Consider the following 15,146-nt stretch of genomic DNA (forward strand, 5'->3'; position numbering starts at 1 on the left):
GATCAACATCCTATCGGCGCAGTTCAACCCGTCTATCTTTACTGTCCGTGAGGTTATAACCATGCATCAGCCTGCAAAAAGCGCTCATTCCGTCGGCCGGGAGGGGCAGATCGGACGTTCCGTGCATCACACTCCGCTACCCCCATCCCCTTCCGCACCACCCGGAGCAGGTAGCCTCCCCGACCATGCGTGGATCCACCATCGCAGCTGTCGCCACGTTTACCCTCCTGGCGATCACCGGCTGCGCAAACAGTGACGAGTCAGCTCCCGCCGCCACCGCGGCCGGGTCTGCGAACATGGCCGGTTTCGACAAGGGCACGGCGGGCGCCTGCACGGTGGCCGACCAGGCCACCCACGGCGAGGAAGGACGCGACCTGGACCTGGCTACCGCCAGGGACATCGTCACTTTCGGTAAGACCTCGAAGAGCACGATCATCACCGCGGCCACCGAGGTGCTGAACAGTTCGGTGGCCAAGGCGCAGGCCGCGGCCGGCGAACCGAACGAGGCGGTCCTGACCGCCGAGGTCAGCTCCGCGATCCTGAAGGTCCAGACGGTCTGCAAGGACACCGAGGCCGTGAAGGCGAGCATCACCACGCCGTCCACGGTCAGCGACTCCGAGGACGCCACCCCCGGTACGGTCACCGACACCAAGGCCAACTGAACCGGATTTCTGCCGCGGGCCGGGGACGCTGAACCATCAGCGATCCCGGCCTGATTCTTTTCGATCAGCCAACGCTTGCCTAGTTCTTATCGGTCAGCCAGCACCGCCCGGTCAACCAGCACTGGCCGGGCGCCACGGGTGCCCCGCCTCGGTCGGCTGCGCCCCCGCGACGACCTCGACGGCATAGGTGGGCCGTTCCCCCGGCCGCTCCCCCGCCACCGGCCCGAGATAACGGTGACCGGTCAGATGACACCAGGCCGGCAGGTCAAGCGGCGCCGCCGGATCCGTGGCGACCAGGTGCACCACCGCGCCCAGCGTCAGCGTCGCGATCAGCCGCCGCAGCTCGATCAGCAGCAGCACACAGCGCCGATCCCCGCCGTCGAGCACCACCGGCACCACGTCGATCTCCACCCGCTCATCCCATCACATGCGAGATCCGGCTGAAGATTCCCAACTCCCGCCGCCCCTCAGCACCACCGTTGCTAGCTTCAGGCAAATCGCGCATATAACTCATTGCGCAGCCGACCGCAACGGGTGGAGACGTCATGCCGGCAGCACTCGAGGGGCACGGCACGCAAGCAGAGGAAATCGGGGTCCTCGGTGAGGCCGCCCTCGCCGACGGGGTCCGCGGCATCAGCCACGCGCCCTACAAGAGCGGTGTGATCGGCATCAACGACGCGGCGAGCCCACAGGCCGGCCCCGGCGTGCAGGGTGTCGGCAAGGTCGGCGCGGGGGTGGTCGGCGAGAGCGAGCGCTGGCACGGGATCTACGGCAAGACCGACAGCACCATCGGCGGCGCCGGGGTGATGGGCGAGGGCGCCGCCGGCGGCCCCGGCGTGCTCGGCAAGAGCCAGCACTGGCACGGCGTGTACGGCGAGACGTCGGCAGCCGGAACCACCGGCGCCGCCGCGGTCTGAGGCGAGAACAAAGCCGACGGCACCGGCGTCGTCGGCCACAGCGCCCACGGCACCGGCGTCTACGGCAAGAGCGACACCGGAGCGGCCGGCATCTTCGACGGCAAGCTCGAGGTGCGCGGCGACCTGGACGTGGCCGGCGACATCAAGCTGCTCGGCGGGGACCTCGCCGAACTGTTCGCCAGCCGGACCGCCACCCACCCCGCCGAGCCCGGCACCGTGATGAGCCTCGACGAGAACGGCACGATCGCACCCAGCGCCGCCGCCTACGACAAGAAGGTCGTCGGCGTGATCGCCGGCGCCGGCAGCTACCGGCCCGGCGTGATCCTCGACGCCGGCTGCGGGGAGCAGGCCCGGCCCATCGCCATGGTCGGGAAGGCGTACTGCCGCGCGGACGCGTCCTACGCGCCGATCGAGGTCGGGGATCTGCTGACCGCCTCGCCCACCGAGGGACACGCGATGAAGGCGACCGACCCGTCCCGGGCGTTCGGCGCCGTGATCGGAAAGGCGATGGCCGCGTTGCCCGAGGGCACCGGGCTGCTGTCCATCGTTGTCACCCTGCGATGAACCCTGCCAAGACCGGAGCGGCCGACATGGACGACACCTCGCTGTCTCAGAAGACCTCGTCGCGGCGCACGTTGCTGCTCGCCGCGGCCACCAGTGCCGGGCTCGTCCTCAGCGGCGGCATCACGGTCCGCGGCACCGCGGCTCACGCCGATGTCGCCGCCGCACCGGAGCTCGCCGTGCGAGGTGCCGTGCCGTCGCTCCGCACCGCGATCACCCAGTTGGGTCTCGAGGGTGTGCGGCCGCGCGGCATGCGCGCCGTCCTGGCCCAGGCGCACGTGCACACCGTCCGCGAACTCCTCGACCAGGCCCGGACCGCCAGGGAGCTGCCGCCGCAACTGCAGTTCCGGCTCCGCGGCTTCTCCGAGCACGCCTCGAACGACAAATGGATCCAGGGCGTGAACGACGAGGTCTTTCTGTCCGCGGTGGGCACCGACTCCAGCGACGTCACCCTCGACGCCGACGGAAAGCCGCGGGCTCGGACCATCATCACGCCGTCGTTCGGTGACGTCTCCGACGATTCGATCAGGAACGCGTGGCAGCAGAACCCACACGTACTGATGAGCTTCGACCTGCGGCATCCGGCCAACTGGCCCCGGGCGTTCGTGGTGACCCTGCTGCTCGTCGAAAAAGACGACGAGGACCTCGCCAACTCGTTCCGGGACGTCCTGGGAAAGGTCGGCGGCAAGATCAGAAGTGCCGCGGAAAGTGCGGCCGCCGCGGGCGCGAGCGCCATCGCGGGCGCGACGATCGGCACGGTTATCCCGGGCATCGGCACGGTCGTGGGCGCCGCGGTCGGCCCGCTGGCCGGGCCCGTGTACGACGGCCTCGTCACGGCGATCATGAACGGCCTCGCCAACGACGTCTTCTCGCCGCTACCCGTCGGGATCACGATCGACGATCCCGGCCAGGTGCGCCGGCACACCGCCATCGGCAAACCTCAGGTCCTGGAGATCAAGGAGCTGGGAGCGCACTACACCATCGAATACGACTGGTTCCTGGCAAGCTGAGAAGCAAGGACAAAATCATCATGGGTACGGAGATCGAAGGCACCACCACCGAACCCGGGACCGCCGGCGTCAAGGGCACCAGTGACCGCTGGAACGGCGTGTTCGGGGTGAGCGTCGCACCGGGCCAGGCGGGCGTCGCCGGCGTCAACGAGAACACCACCGGCGGAACCGGCAACGGCATCTACGGCCGCGGATCCGGCCAGGGCGTCTGGGGGCACGGAGCCGTCCAGGCCGACGCGGTCGGTGTCTGCGGCGTCAGCGACCACAACGACGGCGTACGCGGCTACTCCTCGACCACCGCCAAGACCGGCGTGCTCGGGGTGCACCAGGGCGAAGGCGGCCGGGGCGTCGCCGGAGTCGCCGACAAGGGGCAGGGCGTCTCCGGGGTCAGCGTCACCTCACACGGCGTGTACGGCCGATCCGAGCAGAGCGAAGGCGTGCGCGGCGAATCCAACAACGCCCAGCACGGCGGCGTGGTCGGGGTCAGCCTGGCCGCCGGCGGCCACGGCGTCTACGGCACCTGCGACAACGGCACCGGGGTGATGGCCATCGTCAAGAAGGGCAACGCCCTCTACGCCAAGGCCGACGAGGGAACCGCCGCGACGTTCGACGGCGACGTCGTGATCACCGGCGATCTCCGGCTGGACGGCGCCGACTACGCCGAGTCGCTGACCGTCGCGGATCCAGCGGTCACCGCCGGCATGGTCGTCGTCATCGACGCCGAGGGCAGGATCCGCCCGTGTGTGACCGAATACGACACCCGGGTCGCCGGGGTCGTCTCCGGCGCCGGCGGCGTCAAGCCCGCCATCGTCCTGGACCGGCACGACGGCGGCGTACCGGTCGCCCTGATGGGCAAACTGTGGGTGCTGGCGGATGCCGCGTCCGGGCCGATCCGATGCGGGGACCTGCTGACCACGTCGTCGACACCGGGACACGCCCGCCGGGTCACCGATCCGGCCAGCGCCATCGGCGCCATGGTGGGCAAGGCGCTGACCGAACTCGACCACGGCACCGGGCTCGTCCGAGTGCTGGTGAGCGCGACCTAACCGGGCTCAGCCGTCCGGTAGTTCCTGCCGGGCGGCGCCCCCGGGACCGGCTTCGCGATCAGCGCCACCGGCACGAAGAAACAGATCTGCGCGATGACCAGCGTCAACGTCCACAGTGCCCGCTCGTCATAGTGCTCCGCCACGCGGGCGAAAAGCCGATCAGAAACCCTTTCACCGTACGAAGGAGCCGTCAGCACCGCCTCCACCAGCTCCAAAGCGACCCGTTCGGCCGGGGTGAAGAACGGCGCGTCCACCCACGACGCCACCGCCGTGATCCGTTCCTCGGTCTCCCCCGCCCGGCGCAGGTTCCCGGTCTGCCGGACCGTGTGATAGGTGTTCCCGACGATCTGCCCGGCCCGCAACTGCACCAGTCCGATGGTGATCGGCGGGATCGCACCGTTGAGAGTGGCCTTGGTCAGCGACGCGGCGAACCCGGCCATCTCCGGGAAGTAGCCGGCGGGGTCGCTCAGGCGTGAAGTCTCGGTCATGTCCGCTCGACGAGACAGCCCCGGCTAACGTGAGGCCTCACATTCCCGCGCGCTGTTCCGTCGGAAGGACATGCGCACCACCATGACCGTCCCGCTGAACGAGCGACGCCAGCTGATCAACGTGGCCTACCGGCTGCTCGGCTCCCTCGCCGACGCCGAGGACGTGGTCCAGGAGACGTACGCCCGCTGGTATGCCCTGACCCCCGCCCAGCGGGACGCGATCGACGTCCCCGGCGCCTGGCTGACCAAGGTCGCCAGCCGGATCTGCCTCGACCAGCTGCGCTCGGCCCGGGTCCGCCGCGAACGCTACGTCGGCGCGTGGATCCCGGAACCGCTCCCCGCACCGGACGGCAGCGACCCCGCCGACCGGATCACCCTCGACGAATCGGTCAGCATGGCGTTCCTGATCGTCCTGGACGCGATGACCCCGGCCGAACGGGTGGCGTTCGTGCTGCACGACATCTTCCGGTACTCGTTCGCCGAGGTGGCCGAGGTCGCCGGCCGCACACCCGAGGCCTGCCGCCAGCTCGCCTCCTCGGCCCGCCGCCGGATCGCGGCCCAGCCGGTGCTGCCCACCCCGGCCGACCAGCAGGCCCGGGTGGTCCGCGACTTCAAGGACGCCTGGGAAGCGAAGAACATCAAAGCCCTGATCAGCCTGCTCGACCCGGCCGCCACGGTGATCGCCGACGGCGGCGGCCTGGCCGCCGCGGCCCTGCACCCGATCGAGGGCCGCACCCAGATCGCGCGCTACGCCGTCACCATCGCCGACCGCGCCCCCGACATGCACTTCCTGGAACGCACGGTCAACGGCGAGCCCGGCCTGATAGCCCAGGTGAACGGCCAAACCACCGCCGTCCTGGCCTTCGAACTAACCGGCCACCTCATCAAGAACATCTGGTCCATCCGCAACCCGGAGAAGCTGCACCCCTGGCGCTGACCGCCAGGTCCCGGCCGGCACTCAGGGGTGCCTCCGGGCCCCGGAGGCACCCCTGAGCACCAGCCAAAGACCGCGAGCTGCACTGCGACCTTGAGCGGTCGCGGTCCCTGGCTGGCGGTCAGGGGTGCCTCCGGCGTCTCGAGACACCCCTCAGCGCCAGCCGAGGACCGCGAGCTGCACTGCGACGTCGAGCGGTCGCGGGTCTCGGCTGGCGGTCAGGGGTGCCACCGGCGTCTCGAGACACCCCCCAGCGCCAGCCGAGGACCGCGAGCTGCGCTGCGACGTCGAGCGGTCGCCGGTCTCGGCGCTGGTTCGGGAGGCGTGGTTGTGGAGGGCACGGCCTCTTGGGTGTCCTAGGAGGCTAGGTGGTTGGTGGAAGCGAGCGGCGGGGGTCAGGTGGTGGGGGTGATCAGTTCGTCGGCTACCCAGCGGGCGGCGTTCTGCGGGAACGGGGCGGGTAGGCCCAGGATGATGTGGTGGAAGCCGGCGGTGATGGCTTCGGTGATGGCGGCGCGCGTGGGGGCCGGGTTGGTATAGGTGACCGGAAGGTGGATGGAGCGGGTGATGGACGCGGGGTCGCGGCCGATCTCGTGGCAGTAGCGGTCCAGCAGGGCGCTGCGGGCGATCAGATCGGTGATGGGGCCGCCGCCGGGGATGTTCCAGAGGTCGGCGTGCTGGGCGACGATGCGCAGGGTGGCCGAGGAGCGGCCGCCGATCATGATGGGTGGGTGGGGGCGCTGGATCGGCTTCGGGTTGCCGAAGGCGCCGGTGAGCTGCAGGTAGTCGCCGGTGAAGTCGAACGGCTCCGGGGACGTCCACAAGCGGCGGATCACCGTGAGGGCCTCGGCCAGGCTGCCGACGGCGTGGGCGGTGTCGTGGAACGGCAGGCCGTGGGCGAGATATTCGCGCAGGGCCAGCGGGTGGCCGGGGCGGGAACCCACGCCGATGCCGAAGTCGAGGCGGCCGCCGGAGACGACGTCCACCGTGGTGGCGATCTTGGCGAGCATCGCCGGTGGGCGGACCCGGTTGCTGGTCACCAGCAGGCCGAGGCGCAGGCGACGGGTCTGCGCGGCGAGCGCGGACAGCAGGGTCCAGCCCTCGAAGATCGGGCCGTCCGGGTCGCCGCCGATCGGTAACAGGTGATCGAACAGCCAGGCGTGTTCGATCTCCGGGATGGTGTCCGCTTCCTGCCAGACCCGCAGCACGTCCTGGTACGCGACCTGCTGCGGCGCTGTCATGATCCCGAAGCTGGGCATGGCTCCGCCTCTCTTTCCGGAACGTGGTTCCGGTAACCACTATACGGAACATGGTTCCGATTGCGCGAGGGAACGATCATTGCCTGACTACTACGATCGTAGTAGTTTCGGGGCATGGCACACGTGGTGATCGTGACGATCGGGACTCGGGGTGACGTCGTCCCGTACGCAAGCCTTGGTGCCGCCCTCACCGCGGCCGGTGACCGGGTGACGGTCGTGACCCACGCATCGCTCCGCGCGTACGCCGAAGAAGCCGGACTGGGATTCGCCGCCGTGCCCGTCGAATTCGGCGCGGGACCACTGACTTCCGTGCGGTTCGCGCGGACCCTGGCCGGGCGCTGGCTCGACGTCGGCCGGGCGATCGCGGCAGCCGCCGCCGACGCGGACCTGCTGGTCCTCGCGCCGATGGGCACACTCGGCTACCACGTGGCCGAGGCGCGGCGGATCCCGAGCATGGGCGCGTTCCTGCAGCCGCTCGAACCGACCCGCGCGTTCCCGCCGCCGCTGGTGACCACCCGGTCGCTCGGCGGGCGGGGTAACCGGGTTGCCGCTCGACTGTTCCGGGTGGCGGGGCAGGTGCCGTTCGCGCGGGCCACGGCGAAGTTCCGCCGGGAGCTGGGATTGCCTCCGCTGGGGGTGCGGGCGACGTTCCGGCGGATGGAGGAGGAGCGGTGGCCGGTGGTGCACGGCTTCAGCCCGTCGGTCGTGCCGCCGCCGGAGGATTGGCCGGCACACCGCCCGATCACCGGCTACTGGTGGCCGGCGATCGAGGGCGAGGCGGGCGGGCTTTCCTCCCGGGTTCGCGCCTTCCTGGACGACGGCGAGCCTCCGATCTTCGTCAGCTTCGGCAGCATGTCGTGGCCCGGCCTCACCGCGATCGTCGGTGCGGCGCTGGCTCGTCTCGGCCGGAGGGCCGTCGTTCAACGGGGGACGGCGGACCTGTCGGCTGACGGCGCGAACGTCCTGGTCGTCGACGCGGAGCCGCATGCCGAACTGTTTCCGCGGATGGCCGTGGTGGTGCATCACGGCGGGGCCGGCACGACGGCGGCGGCACTGCGGGCCGGTGTGCCGTCGGTGGTCACCCCGTGCACGGCCGACCAGCCGTTCTGGGCTGCGCGGGTGGCCGCGCTGGGTGCCGGGCCGCCGCCGATTCCGCTGCGGCGGCTGACCGCGGGGCGGCTGGTGGCCGCGATCGAGGCCGCCGCCGGGTATCGGCCGGGCGCCGAGGCGATCGCGCGGCGGCTGGCGAGCGAGGACGGCATCGGCGCCGCGATCACCGAGATCCGGAAACGGACCGCGGCCGCGCGGAACTCCGGCGCAGCGGAACAACCGCCGATCTCCGGCGCATCGGAGAGCCCACCGGGTGCCGGCGCGGCGGGAGCACCGCCGGGATCGGACGCGACGGGGCTTCCGCCGGAAGCCGGCGGAAAGCGCTTTCGGTAAGGTGGGACCGTGCCGCATCCCACCGCTGTCCGGATCACCGACGCGGCGTTGGAGGTGCTCGGCGCCGGTGGTCTGCACGCGCTGAGCCACACCCGGGTCGACGCGACCGCCGGGCTGCCAACCGGTTCCACCTCTAATCATTTCCGGACCAGGGCGGCGCTGGTCACGGCCACCGTCGCCCGGCTGCGGCAGATCGACGCCGAGAACTTCCAGGCGCGGCTCGCCGCGGGGCTGCCGGCGAGCCTGGACGAGCTGATCGACGCGTACGCGGCGTTCGTCGACGACGCGACCGGGCCGTCGCGGGCCCGGACCGTAGCGCGGTACGTCATCTTCATCCAGGGTGTTGTCGAGCCCGCCCTGCTCGAACAGCTGAACGCCGACCGCCGGTTGCTGGCCGACTGGACCGCCGCCGCGCTCACCGCTGTCGGCGCGCCGGCCGGCATCGCCTCGACCCTGCTGGCCGCCGTGGAGGGGCTGATCCTGCACCGGCTCACCGACTTCACCACCGGCCCGGCCGGCCCGGATGTCCGCCGCCTCGTCACCGGCCTCACCGGCCACGGAGAGCACCACCCGTAATGGCTCACCAGCTGTGCAACGTCCCGTCCGTCAAGCGGCTGACCGGCAACGACGCCGCCCGGTACGGATACGACCCGGCCAGCTCCTCATCGATGTCCACACCCAGCCCCGGCACCTCGCTCGGATGCAGGTACCCGCCCTCGAACCGGTACCCGTGCGGGAACACCGCGTCCGTCTCCGCGCTGTGCGGCATGTACTCCTGCAGCCCGAAGTTCGGGATCGCCACGTCCACGTGCAGCGCCGCGGCCATGCACACCGGCGACAGATCGGTGGCGCCGTGCGACCCACTGCGTACGTGATAGATCGCCGCCAAGTCGAAGATCCGTCGCAGATGGGTGATCCCCCCGGCGTGCACCACGGTGGCCCGGATGTAGTCGACGAGCTGCTCGGTGATCAGCTGGCGGCAGTCCCAGATGCTGTTGAACACCTCCCCCACCGCCAGGGGTGTCGTGGTGTGCTGCCGGATCAGCCGGAACCCCTCCTGCAGCTCGGCCGGCACCGGGTCCTCCAGCCAGGTCAGCGCGTACGGTTCGAGGCTCTTGCCCAGCCGCGCCGCCTCGATCGGCGTCAGCCGGTGGTGCACGTCGTGCAGCAGCTTCAGCCCCGGCCCGAACTCGGCGCGCACGTCGGCGAACACCCGCGGCAGGTGATCGAGGTAGCGATCGGTGTCCCACACGCTCTCGACAGGCACCGCCGCGGAGGCCGGCTCGTAGGTCATTCCCTCGCTCACCCCATAGACCGAGGGCAGTCCCGGCACGCCGCTCTGCACCCGGACCGCGCGATACCCAAGACGGACATAGTGCGAAATTTCCGAAAGCAAGGCGTCGCTGGTGGAACCGCTAGCGTGGCCATAAACGGTCACGCCCTCGCGACTCCGACCCCCGAGCAGCCGATAAACCGGCACCCCCGCGACCTTCCCGAGGATGTCCCACAACGCGGTGTCCACCGCCGCGACAGCACTCATCGTCACCGGCCCCCGCCGCCAGTACGCCCCCTTGTAGAGGTACTGCCACGTGTCCTCGATCCGCCGCGCATCCCGCCCGATCAGCGCGGGAACCACGTGCTCGCGCAGGTACGCCGCGACCGCCAGCTCCCGCCCGTTGAGCGTCGCGTCCCCCACCCCGCTGACCCCGTCCTCCGTGACGATCTTCAGGGTCACGAAGTTCCGCCCCGGGCTGCACACGATCACCCGCGCCTCGGTGATCCTCATTCGCTGTCGTCCTTGACCCGGGCCACCAGCTGGGTCGGGTTCACGAACCGCAGCGCCACCACCAGCAGGATCACCATCATCACGCAGTAGATGACCGCCATCGCGTCCACCGACTGCTGCGCCCGGATCCCGGCCGCCGACATCGAGTAGAACAGCGCCACGACCAGGGTCTGCGAGTCCGGCCCTGCGGTCAGGAACGTCAGCTCGAACATCCCCACGGTCCGGACCACGACCAGGATCGACGCGGCCAGGATCCCGGGAACCAGCAGCGGCGCCAGGATCCGGCCGAACACGTGCCGGGTCCGCGCCCCGCACATCCGCGCGGCCCGTTCGACGGCCGGGTCGATCTGCTCGATGAACGGCGTCATCGTGAGGATCACGAACGGCACCGACGGGACCAGGTTCGCCAGCACGACACCGGACAGGTGCCCGGCCAGGCCGTACTTGTAGAGGACGGTGGCCAGCGGGATGCCGTAGGTGATCGGCGGCATCAGGATCGGGAGCAGGAACAACAGATACAGCAACCGGCCGCCGGGAAACTTGCGGCGGGCGAGCACATAGGCCGCGGGGACCCCGATGAGTACGGAGATGCCGGCCACCAGCAGGCACACCACCAGCGTCACGGTCAGCACCGGCAGCAGGGTGAAGTCGGTCCACGCCTGGCCGTACCACTGGGTCGTGTACGTCTCGGGCAGCCACGTGTCGAACCAGCGCACCCCGAACGAGTTGACCACGACCGACCCGATCACCCCGGCCAGCCCGACGAAGAAGATCGTCACGAGTCCCCACACCACCCAGGCCCCGGGGCGGGCCACGATCCGGCGTCTCACCCTTTACCTCCGGCTGTCGATCCGGTGTAGAGCAGGCTGCGCAGCCCGAGCACCACGCTGATCACGACGAGCTCGACCACGCCCATCACGATCGCGGCAGCCGACGCGGCCGCGTAGTCGTAGCGCACGTAGGCCGCCTCGTACGCGGCGATGCTGATCACCCGGGTGCTGCCGGTCGGGTCGCCGACCAGGATCGCGGACGGGAACACGCTGAACGCCAGCACGAACGTCAGGCAGAACGTGGTGGCCAGCCCGGGCGCGAGCAGCGGCAGCGTGATCCGGAAGAACCGCTGCGCCCAGCCCGCGCCCAGGGTGGCCGCGGCCCGTTCCAGGCTGGGATCGATGCCGGACAGGTAGGACAGCACCAGCAGGAACGCGAACGGGAACCCCGTGATGATCAGGGAGAGGAACACGCCGGTGTAGTTGTGGGTGAGCGTGACCGGCTGGTCGATCACACCCAGTGACAGCAGTGCCCGGTTGAACCAGCCGGTCGGTCCGAGAAAGCCCAGCAGCCCCTCGGCGGTGAGCACCGTGCCCAGCGTGATCGGCACGACCAGCACCGTGGTCAGCAGCCGCTTGCCGCGGAACTTCCCGCGCATCCGGTACGCGATCGGCACCGCGGCGAGCACGTTGACCAGCGCGGCCGGCAGTGCGATGCCGAGCGTGGTGGTGATCGTGTCGCGCTGGTAGGCGTCGGTGAAGAACGCCCGGTAGGCGGCGAGCGCACCGCCCTGGGCCGGCTGCAGCGAGACCGCGATGCCGTAGCAGAACGGGTAGACGAACAGCGCGATCACGAACACCGTCGCCGGGACCAGCAGGAACAGTTGCGGGTCGATGCCCCGCTCGGCGAGCCGGTGCCGCAGGGCGAGCGCCGAGGTGGTCATCCGGGGAACACCAGCAACCGTGACGGCGGGAGGGTGACCTCCACCTTGTCGCCCGGGGCCAGCCGCTGCGACGTGCGCAGGTGCAGGGTCAGGCCGTCGGCGGTGCGGACCTCGGCGGCGATCTCCCGGCCGTGGTACTCGGCGACGTCGACGGTCACCTCCAGCCCGGAGCCGATCTCGACGTCCTCGGGGCGGATCGCGGCCACCACCGGATCACCGACACCGATGGCGCCGACGAACGAGGCGGACGGTCGTACCCCAAAGCCGTTGATCTTGATGGACGAGGCGGAGACCGCTTTGCCGGGCAGCAGATTGCGGAAACCCAGGAAGTCGGCGACGTGCCGGTTCGCGGGGCGGTTGTGCACTTCCTCCGGGCTGCCGATCTGCTGCACCCGGCCGCCGCGCAGCACCACCAGGCGATCCGCCATCGACAGCGCCTCCTCCTGATCGTGGGTGACATAGACCGTGGTCAGTCCGAGGTTCTGGTGCAGGCGGCGGATCTCGGTGCGCATCTCCAGGCGCAGTTTCGCGTCCAGGTTGCTCAGCGGTTCGTCCATCAGCACCAGCGACGGCTCGACCACGACCGCGCGGGCGATCGCGACCCGCTGCTGCTGGCCGCCGGAGAGCTGGCCGGGCAGCTTGCCGGCGTGCTCCTCGAGGTGCACCAGCCGGATCGCCTCGTCGGTCCGGCGCCGCGCTTCGGCACGTGGCACGCCGCGCATCTGCAGACCGAAAGAGATATTTTTCCGTACGGACATGTGCGGGAACAGCGCGTAGTTCTGGAACACCATCCCGAAGCCCCGGCGCTCCGGTGGCAGGGTGTCGAGCCGGGTGCCGTCGCGCCAGATGCTGCCGTCGCTGAGCGGCAGCAGCCCGGCCAGGCAGTTCAGCGCGGTGGACTTGCCGCAGCCGGACGGCCCGAGCAGCGCGATGAACTCGCCGCGCCGGATCTCCAGGTCGAGCCCGGTCAGCGCGTCGGCGCCGCCGAACCGGCGGGTCACCCCGTCCAGGCGCAGCGTCGTGAAGGCCGTCACTTCTTGACCTTGGCGCCGCCGATTTCCCGGTCCCAGCGATCGAAGGCGGCCACCAGTGCTGTCGCCTCGAGGGGGATCTGCAGCGGGTGCTCGATCAGCAGGGTGTGGTACTCCGGGCGGCCGTACTCGGCGATCGCCTGCTGGCTCTCCGGCGGGGCCATCGTGATCGGCACGTCGGCGATCGCCGGGCCGGGGTAGAAGTAGCCCTTGTCGTACGCTTTGGCCTGCTGTTCCGGGGTGAGCATCCAGGCGAGCAGGGTGAGCACGGCGGCCTGCTTGTCGGTGGAGACGCCCTTCGGCACGACCGCGTAGTGCGCGTCGGTCACCCAGTTGAAGCCTTCCAGCGCGCCGACCTGCGCCTCCTTGGGCACGGTGCCGAGCACCCGCGGGTTGATGTCCCAGCCGGTGGTGGTCGCGATGATCTTCGCGGAGCCGTTGGCCAGGTTCTTCATCGTCTCGCTGGTCGCCGACGGGTAGAGCGTGATCGACTCACCGAGCTGCTTGAGGTAGGCCCAGGTCTTGTCCCAGCCGTTGACCGGGTCCTTCGGGTTGGTGTCGCCGAGCAGGTACGGCAGGCCCATCAGCAGCGTGCGCCCCGGCCCGGAGTTGGACGGGCGCGCGTACTGGACCGCGCCCGGGTTGGCCTTGGCGTACTCCAGCAACGCCGCCGCGGTCTTGGGCGGGCTCGGCACCTTGGCCGGCAGGTATTCGATCAGCGGGCCGGACGGGTAGTAGGTGACGGTCACCCCGTCGTTGCCGGCGAGCTTCTGCATGGCTGCGGCGCCGGGCAGGTACTGCTTCATCCCGGACAGCCGGTCCGCGTAGGCCGGCAGCAACGGCACCCACAGCTGCTGGGCGATCCCGGCGGCCAGCCCGTCCACTCCGGTCAGCACCAGGTCGATGTCCACCCGGTTCGCCGCCTGCTGCGCCTTGATCTTGCCGACCAGTTCCGGAGCGGTCGCCTTGGTGTAGGTGACCCGCTCGACCACGCCGGCGTTCTTCGCCACGAAGTCGTCGATCATGCCCTGGGTGAGCTGCAGGTTGCCGGCCACGTCGAGCACGTTGAGCGTGACCGCTTTCGACGGCTTGTCCGGGACCGCGCCGGTGGCGCTGGTGGCCGGGCTGTTGTTGTCCGGCGGGCTGCACGCGGCCACGGTGGCGGCGGCGGCTCCCAGAACGAGAAATTGACGGCGGTTGGGCGACATGTCGGTCCTTTCCTCAGCGAGCCACGGGGCCCGTCGAACCACGCACGATGAGCTGGGTGGGCACCACCCGGCGGGCACGCCCGCCACGGCCGGGACCGGCGCGCTCGGAGCCGGCGCGGTCGAGACCGGCGGCCCCCGGGGCGGCCATCAGGGCGAGCAGCAGGTCCACACCGACCCGGCCGATCTGCTCCTTGCCGATCGCGACGGTGGTCAGCGGCGGGCCGACCAGCGCGGCGACCAGGATGTCGTCGAAGCCGACGACGCTGAGCTGCCCGGGCACCGCGATCCCCCGGGCCTGGAACCGTTGCACCAGGCCGAGCGCGACCAGGTCGTTGTAGGCGAGCACCGCGGTGACCGGCGCCGCGGCGACCAGGTCGGCGGCGGCCGCGCCACCCGCCACGGTGGGTGCCACGTTGCCGATCTCGATCAGGGTCATCCCGAGCGCCGACGTGGCGGCCCGCAGTCCGCGGAGCCGGTCGCGGTTGGACCACGAGGTGCGCGGCCCAGCGACGTACGAAATGGTCCGATGACCCAGAGCGTGCAGGTGGCTGACCGCCTGCCGCATCCCGCCGGAGTTGTCGGCGGTGACCGACGGGAACGGTGAGATCCGCCGGTTCAGCACCACCATCGGTTTCTCGGCGACCGCCCGCAGTTCGTCGTCGGCGGCCCGCGGCGAGCAGAGCAGGAACCCGTCGACCTGCATGGCGAGGGCCCGGATGGCCGGCACCTCGACCGCCGGGTCCTCGTCGGTGTCGGTGAGCAGCACCGCGTAGTCGCGGCGGCGCGCCTGCGTCTGTATCGCCTTGACCACGGTCGGGAAGAACGGGTTGCCCAGGTCCGGCAGGACCACGCCGATGTTCGCGGTCCGGCCGGTGATCAGGCTGCGGGCGACCCGGTTGGGGTGGTAGCCGAGCTGCCGGGCCGCGGTCTGCACCCGGTCCCGGGTCTCCGGCCGGACCCGATCGGGATCGGCCAGCGCCCGGCACACCGAGGACGCCGAGACCCCGGCGAGCCGCGCCACGTCCTTGATGGTCACCGCCACGCCCGGCTCCCCGATCATTCGATGACGATCGATTGATGAGGCCAG

Annotated in this window: 17 protein-coding genes; 8 read left to right on the forward strand and 9 right to left on the reverse strand. The window is 70.6% G+C overall.

Going from position 1 to position 15,146, the window contains the following annotated elements:
• The first annotated feature begins 185 nt into the window (after positions 1 to 185).
• Positions 186 to 662 carry a hypothetical protein gene (locus tag Apa02nite_RS29605; RefSeq protein ID WP_203827936.1) on the forward strand — a complete coding sequence of 159 codons (477 nt, stop codon included), beginning with the start codon at positions 186 to 188 and terminating at the stop codon, positions 660 to 662.
• Between the two features lie 111 nt (positions 663 to 773).
• Here Apa02nite_RS29605 and Apa02nite_RS29610 read toward each other — a convergent pair whose 3' ends face one another.
• On the reverse strand, positions 774 to 1,073 hold the full coding sequence (locus Apa02nite_RS29610; protein ID WP_203827937.1) for a sulfurtransferase TusA family protein: 300 nt from the start codon (positions 1,071 to 1,073) through the stop codon (positions 774 to 776).
• Between the two features lie 134 nt (positions 1,074 to 1,207).
• On the opposite strand from Apa02nite_RS29610, the gene Apa02nite_RS29615 reads away from it, so the two are divergent.
• From Apa02nite_RS29615 to Apa02nite_RS29630, 4 genes are all read left to right on the forward strand, one after another.
• Positions 1,208 to 1,579 (forward strand): hypothetical protein, encoded by a 372-nt coding sequence (locus Apa02nite_RS29615; protein WP_203827938.1) that lies wholly within the window; start codon positions 1,208 to 1,210, stop codon positions 1,577 to 1,579.
• Positions 1,580 to 1,690: 111 nt separating this feature from the next.
• Positions 1,691 to 2,143, forward strand: coding sequence for a hypothetical protein (locus Apa02nite_RS29620; RefSeq protein ID WP_203827939.1), 453 nt, complete (start codon positions 1,691 to 1,693; stop codon positions 2,141 to 2,143).
• On the forward strand, positions 2,140 to 3,150 hold the full coding sequence (locus Apa02nite_RS29625) for a hypothetical protein (RefSeq protein ID WP_203827940.1): 1,011 nt from the start codon (positions 2,140 to 2,142) through the stop codon (positions 3,148 to 3,150). Before Apa02nite_RS29620 ends, Apa02nite_RS29625 begins: the two co-directional genes overlap by 4 nt.
• A 20-nt stretch (positions 3,151 to 3,170) precedes the next feature.
• The gene (locus Apa02nite_RS29630; RefSeq protein WP_203827941.1) at positions 3,171 to 4,196 is read left to right on the forward strand and encodes a hypothetical protein; all 1,026 of its coding nucleotides are present in this window, start codon (positions 3,171 to 3,173) and stop codon (positions 4,194 to 4,196) included.
• On the opposite strand, the gene Apa02nite_RS29635 is transcribed toward Apa02nite_RS29630, so the two are convergent.
• Positions 4,193 to 4,684: a carboxymuconolactone decarboxylase family protein gene (locus tag Apa02nite_RS29635; protein ID WP_203827942.1), complete on the reverse strand. Its 492-nt coding sequence runs from the start codon at positions 4,682 to 4,684 to the stop codon at positions 4,193 to 4,195. The genes Apa02nite_RS29630 and Apa02nite_RS29635 overlap by 4 nt on opposite strands.
• A gap of 70 nt (positions 4,685 to 4,754) precedes the next feature.
• Here Apa02nite_RS29635 and sigJ point away from each other — a divergent pair, with 70 nt between their 5' ends.
• A complete protein-coding gene (sigJ, locus tag Apa02nite_RS29640; protein ID WP_239164659.1) occupies positions 4,755 to 5,621 on the forward strand; it encodes an RNA polymerase sigma factor SigJ in 867 nt (288 codons plus the stop codon).
• Positions 5,622 to 6,013: 392 nt separating this feature from the next.
• Here the strand turns inward: sigJ and Apa02nite_RS29645 are convergent, their stop codons facing one another.
• Positions 6,014 to 6,859 carry an LLM class flavin-dependent oxidoreductase gene (locus tag Apa02nite_RS29645; RefSeq protein ID WP_239164660.1) on the reverse strand — a complete coding sequence of 282 codons (846 nt, stop codon included), beginning with the start codon at positions 6,857 to 6,859 and terminating at the stop codon, positions 6,014 to 6,016.
• 132 nt (positions 6,860 to 6,991) lie between these two features.
• On the opposite strand from Apa02nite_RS29645, the gene Apa02nite_RS29650 reads away from it, so the two are divergent.
• A complete protein-coding gene (locus Apa02nite_RS29650) occupies positions 6,992 to 8,320 on the forward strand; it encodes a glycosyltransferase (RefSeq protein ID WP_203827944.1) in 1,329 nt (442 codons plus the stop codon).
• A 9-nt stretch (positions 8,321 to 8,329) separates the two neighbouring features.
• The gene (locus Apa02nite_RS29655) at positions 8,330 to 8,896 is read left to right on the forward strand and encodes a TetR/AcrR family transcriptional regulator (protein ID WP_203827945.1); all 567 of its coding nucleotides are present in this window, start codon (positions 8,330 to 8,332) and stop codon (positions 8,894 to 8,896) included.
• A gap of 4 nt (positions 8,897 to 8,900) precedes the next feature.
• Here Apa02nite_RS29655 and manD read toward each other — a convergent pair whose 3' ends face one another.
• From manD to Apa02nite_RS29685, 6 genes are read right to left on the reverse strand one after another with little or no spacing between them, the layout of a single operon-like run.
• Positions 8,901 to 10,106: a D-mannonate dehydratase ManD gene (gene manD / locus Apa02nite_RS29660; RefSeq protein WP_203827946.1), complete on the reverse strand. Its 1,206-nt coding sequence runs from the start codon at positions 10,104 to 10,106 to the stop codon at positions 8,901 to 8,903.
• Complete coding sequence (locus Apa02nite_RS29665; RefSeq protein ID WP_203827947.1) at positions 10,103 to 10,936, reverse strand: ABC transporter permease; 834 nt, start codon at positions 10,934 to 10,936, stop codon at positions 10,103 to 10,105. The genes manD and Apa02nite_RS29665 overlap by 4 nt, the downstream gene beginning before the upstream one ends.
• Positions 10,933 to 11,820 carry an ABC transporter permease gene (locus Apa02nite_RS29670; RefSeq protein ID WP_203827948.1) on the reverse strand — a complete coding sequence of 296 codons (888 nt, stop codon included), beginning with the start codon at positions 11,818 to 11,820 and terminating at the stop codon, positions 10,933 to 10,935. The genes Apa02nite_RS29665 and Apa02nite_RS29670 overlap by 4 nt, the downstream gene beginning before the upstream one ends.
• A complete protein-coding gene (locus Apa02nite_RS29675; RefSeq protein ID WP_203827949.1) occupies positions 11,817 to 12,854 on the reverse strand; it encodes an ABC transporter ATP-binding protein in 1,038 nt (345 codons plus the stop codon). Before Apa02nite_RS29675 ends, Apa02nite_RS29670 begins: the two co-directional genes overlap by 4 nt.
• On the reverse strand, positions 12,851 to 14,059 hold the full coding sequence (locus Apa02nite_RS29680; protein WP_067695537.1) for an ABC transporter substrate-binding protein: 1,209 nt from the start codon (positions 14,057 to 14,059) through the stop codon (positions 12,851 to 12,853). Before Apa02nite_RS29680 ends, Apa02nite_RS29675 begins: the two co-directional genes overlap by 4 nt.
• A 13-nt stretch (positions 14,060 to 14,072) precedes the next feature.
• On the reverse strand, positions 14,073 to 15,119 hold the full coding sequence (locus tag Apa02nite_RS29685; protein ID WP_239164661.1) for a LacI family DNA-binding transcriptional regulator: 1,047 nt from the start codon (positions 15,117 to 15,119) through the stop codon (positions 14,073 to 14,075).
• Positions 15,120 to 15,146 lie beyond the last annotated feature (27 nt).

This window comes from Actinoplanes palleronii (assembly GCF_016862315.1).
Lineage (GTDB): Bacteria > Actinomycetota > Actinomycetes > Mycobacteriales > Micromonosporaceae > Actinoplanes > Actinoplanes palleronii.

Bases quoted from the DNA above. Each gene is read 5' to 3' on its own strand.
- Apa02nite_RS29680 (WP_067695537.1), bottom strand. From the start codon at position 14,059: ATGTCGCCCAACCGCCGTCAATTTCTCGTTCTGGGAGCCGCCGCCGCC.
- Apa02nite_RS29685 (WP_239164661.1), bottom strand. From the start codon at position 15,119: ATGATCGGGGAGCCGGGCGTGGCGGTGACCATCAAGGACGTGGCGCGG.
- Apa02nite_RS29615 (WP_203827938.1), top strand. From the start codon at position 1,208: ATGCCGGCAGCACTCGAGGGGCACGGCACGCAAGCAGAGGAAATCGGG.
- Apa02nite_RS29605 (WP_203827936.1), top strand. From the start codon at position 186: ATGCGTGGATCCACCATCGCAGCTGTCGCCACGTTTACCCTCCTGGCG.
- Apa02nite_RS29645 (WP_239164660.1), bottom strand. From the start codon at position 6,859: ATGACAGCGCCGCAGCAGGTCGCGTACCAGGACGTGCTGCGGGTCTGG.
- Apa02nite_RS29650 (WP_203827944.1), top strand. From the start codon at position 6,992: ATGGCACACGTGGTGATCGTGACGATCGGGACTCGGGGTGACGTCGTC.
- Apa02nite_RS29625 (WP_203827940.1), top strand. From the start codon at position 2,140: ATGAACCCTGCCAAGACCGGAGCGGCCGACATGGACGACACCTCGCTG.
- manD (WP_203827946.1), bottom strand. From the start codon at position 10,106: ATGAGGATCACCGAGGCGCGGGTGATCGTGTGCAGCCCGGGGCGGAAC.
- Apa02nite_RS29635 (WP_203827942.1), bottom strand. From the start codon at position 4,684: ATGACCGAGACTTCACGCCTGAGCGACCCCGCCGGCTACTTCCCGGAG.
- sigJ (WP_239164659.1), top strand. From the start codon at position 4,755: ATGCGCACCACCATGACCGTCCCGCTGAACGAGCGACGCCAGCTGATC.
- Apa02nite_RS29630 (WP_203827941.1), top strand. From the start codon at position 3,171: ATGGGTACGGAGATCGAAGGCACCACCACCGAACCCGGGACCGCCGGC.
- Apa02nite_RS29670 (WP_203827948.1), bottom strand. From the start codon at position 11,820: ATGACCACCTCGGCGCTCGCCCTGCGGCACCGGCTCGCCGAGCGGGGC.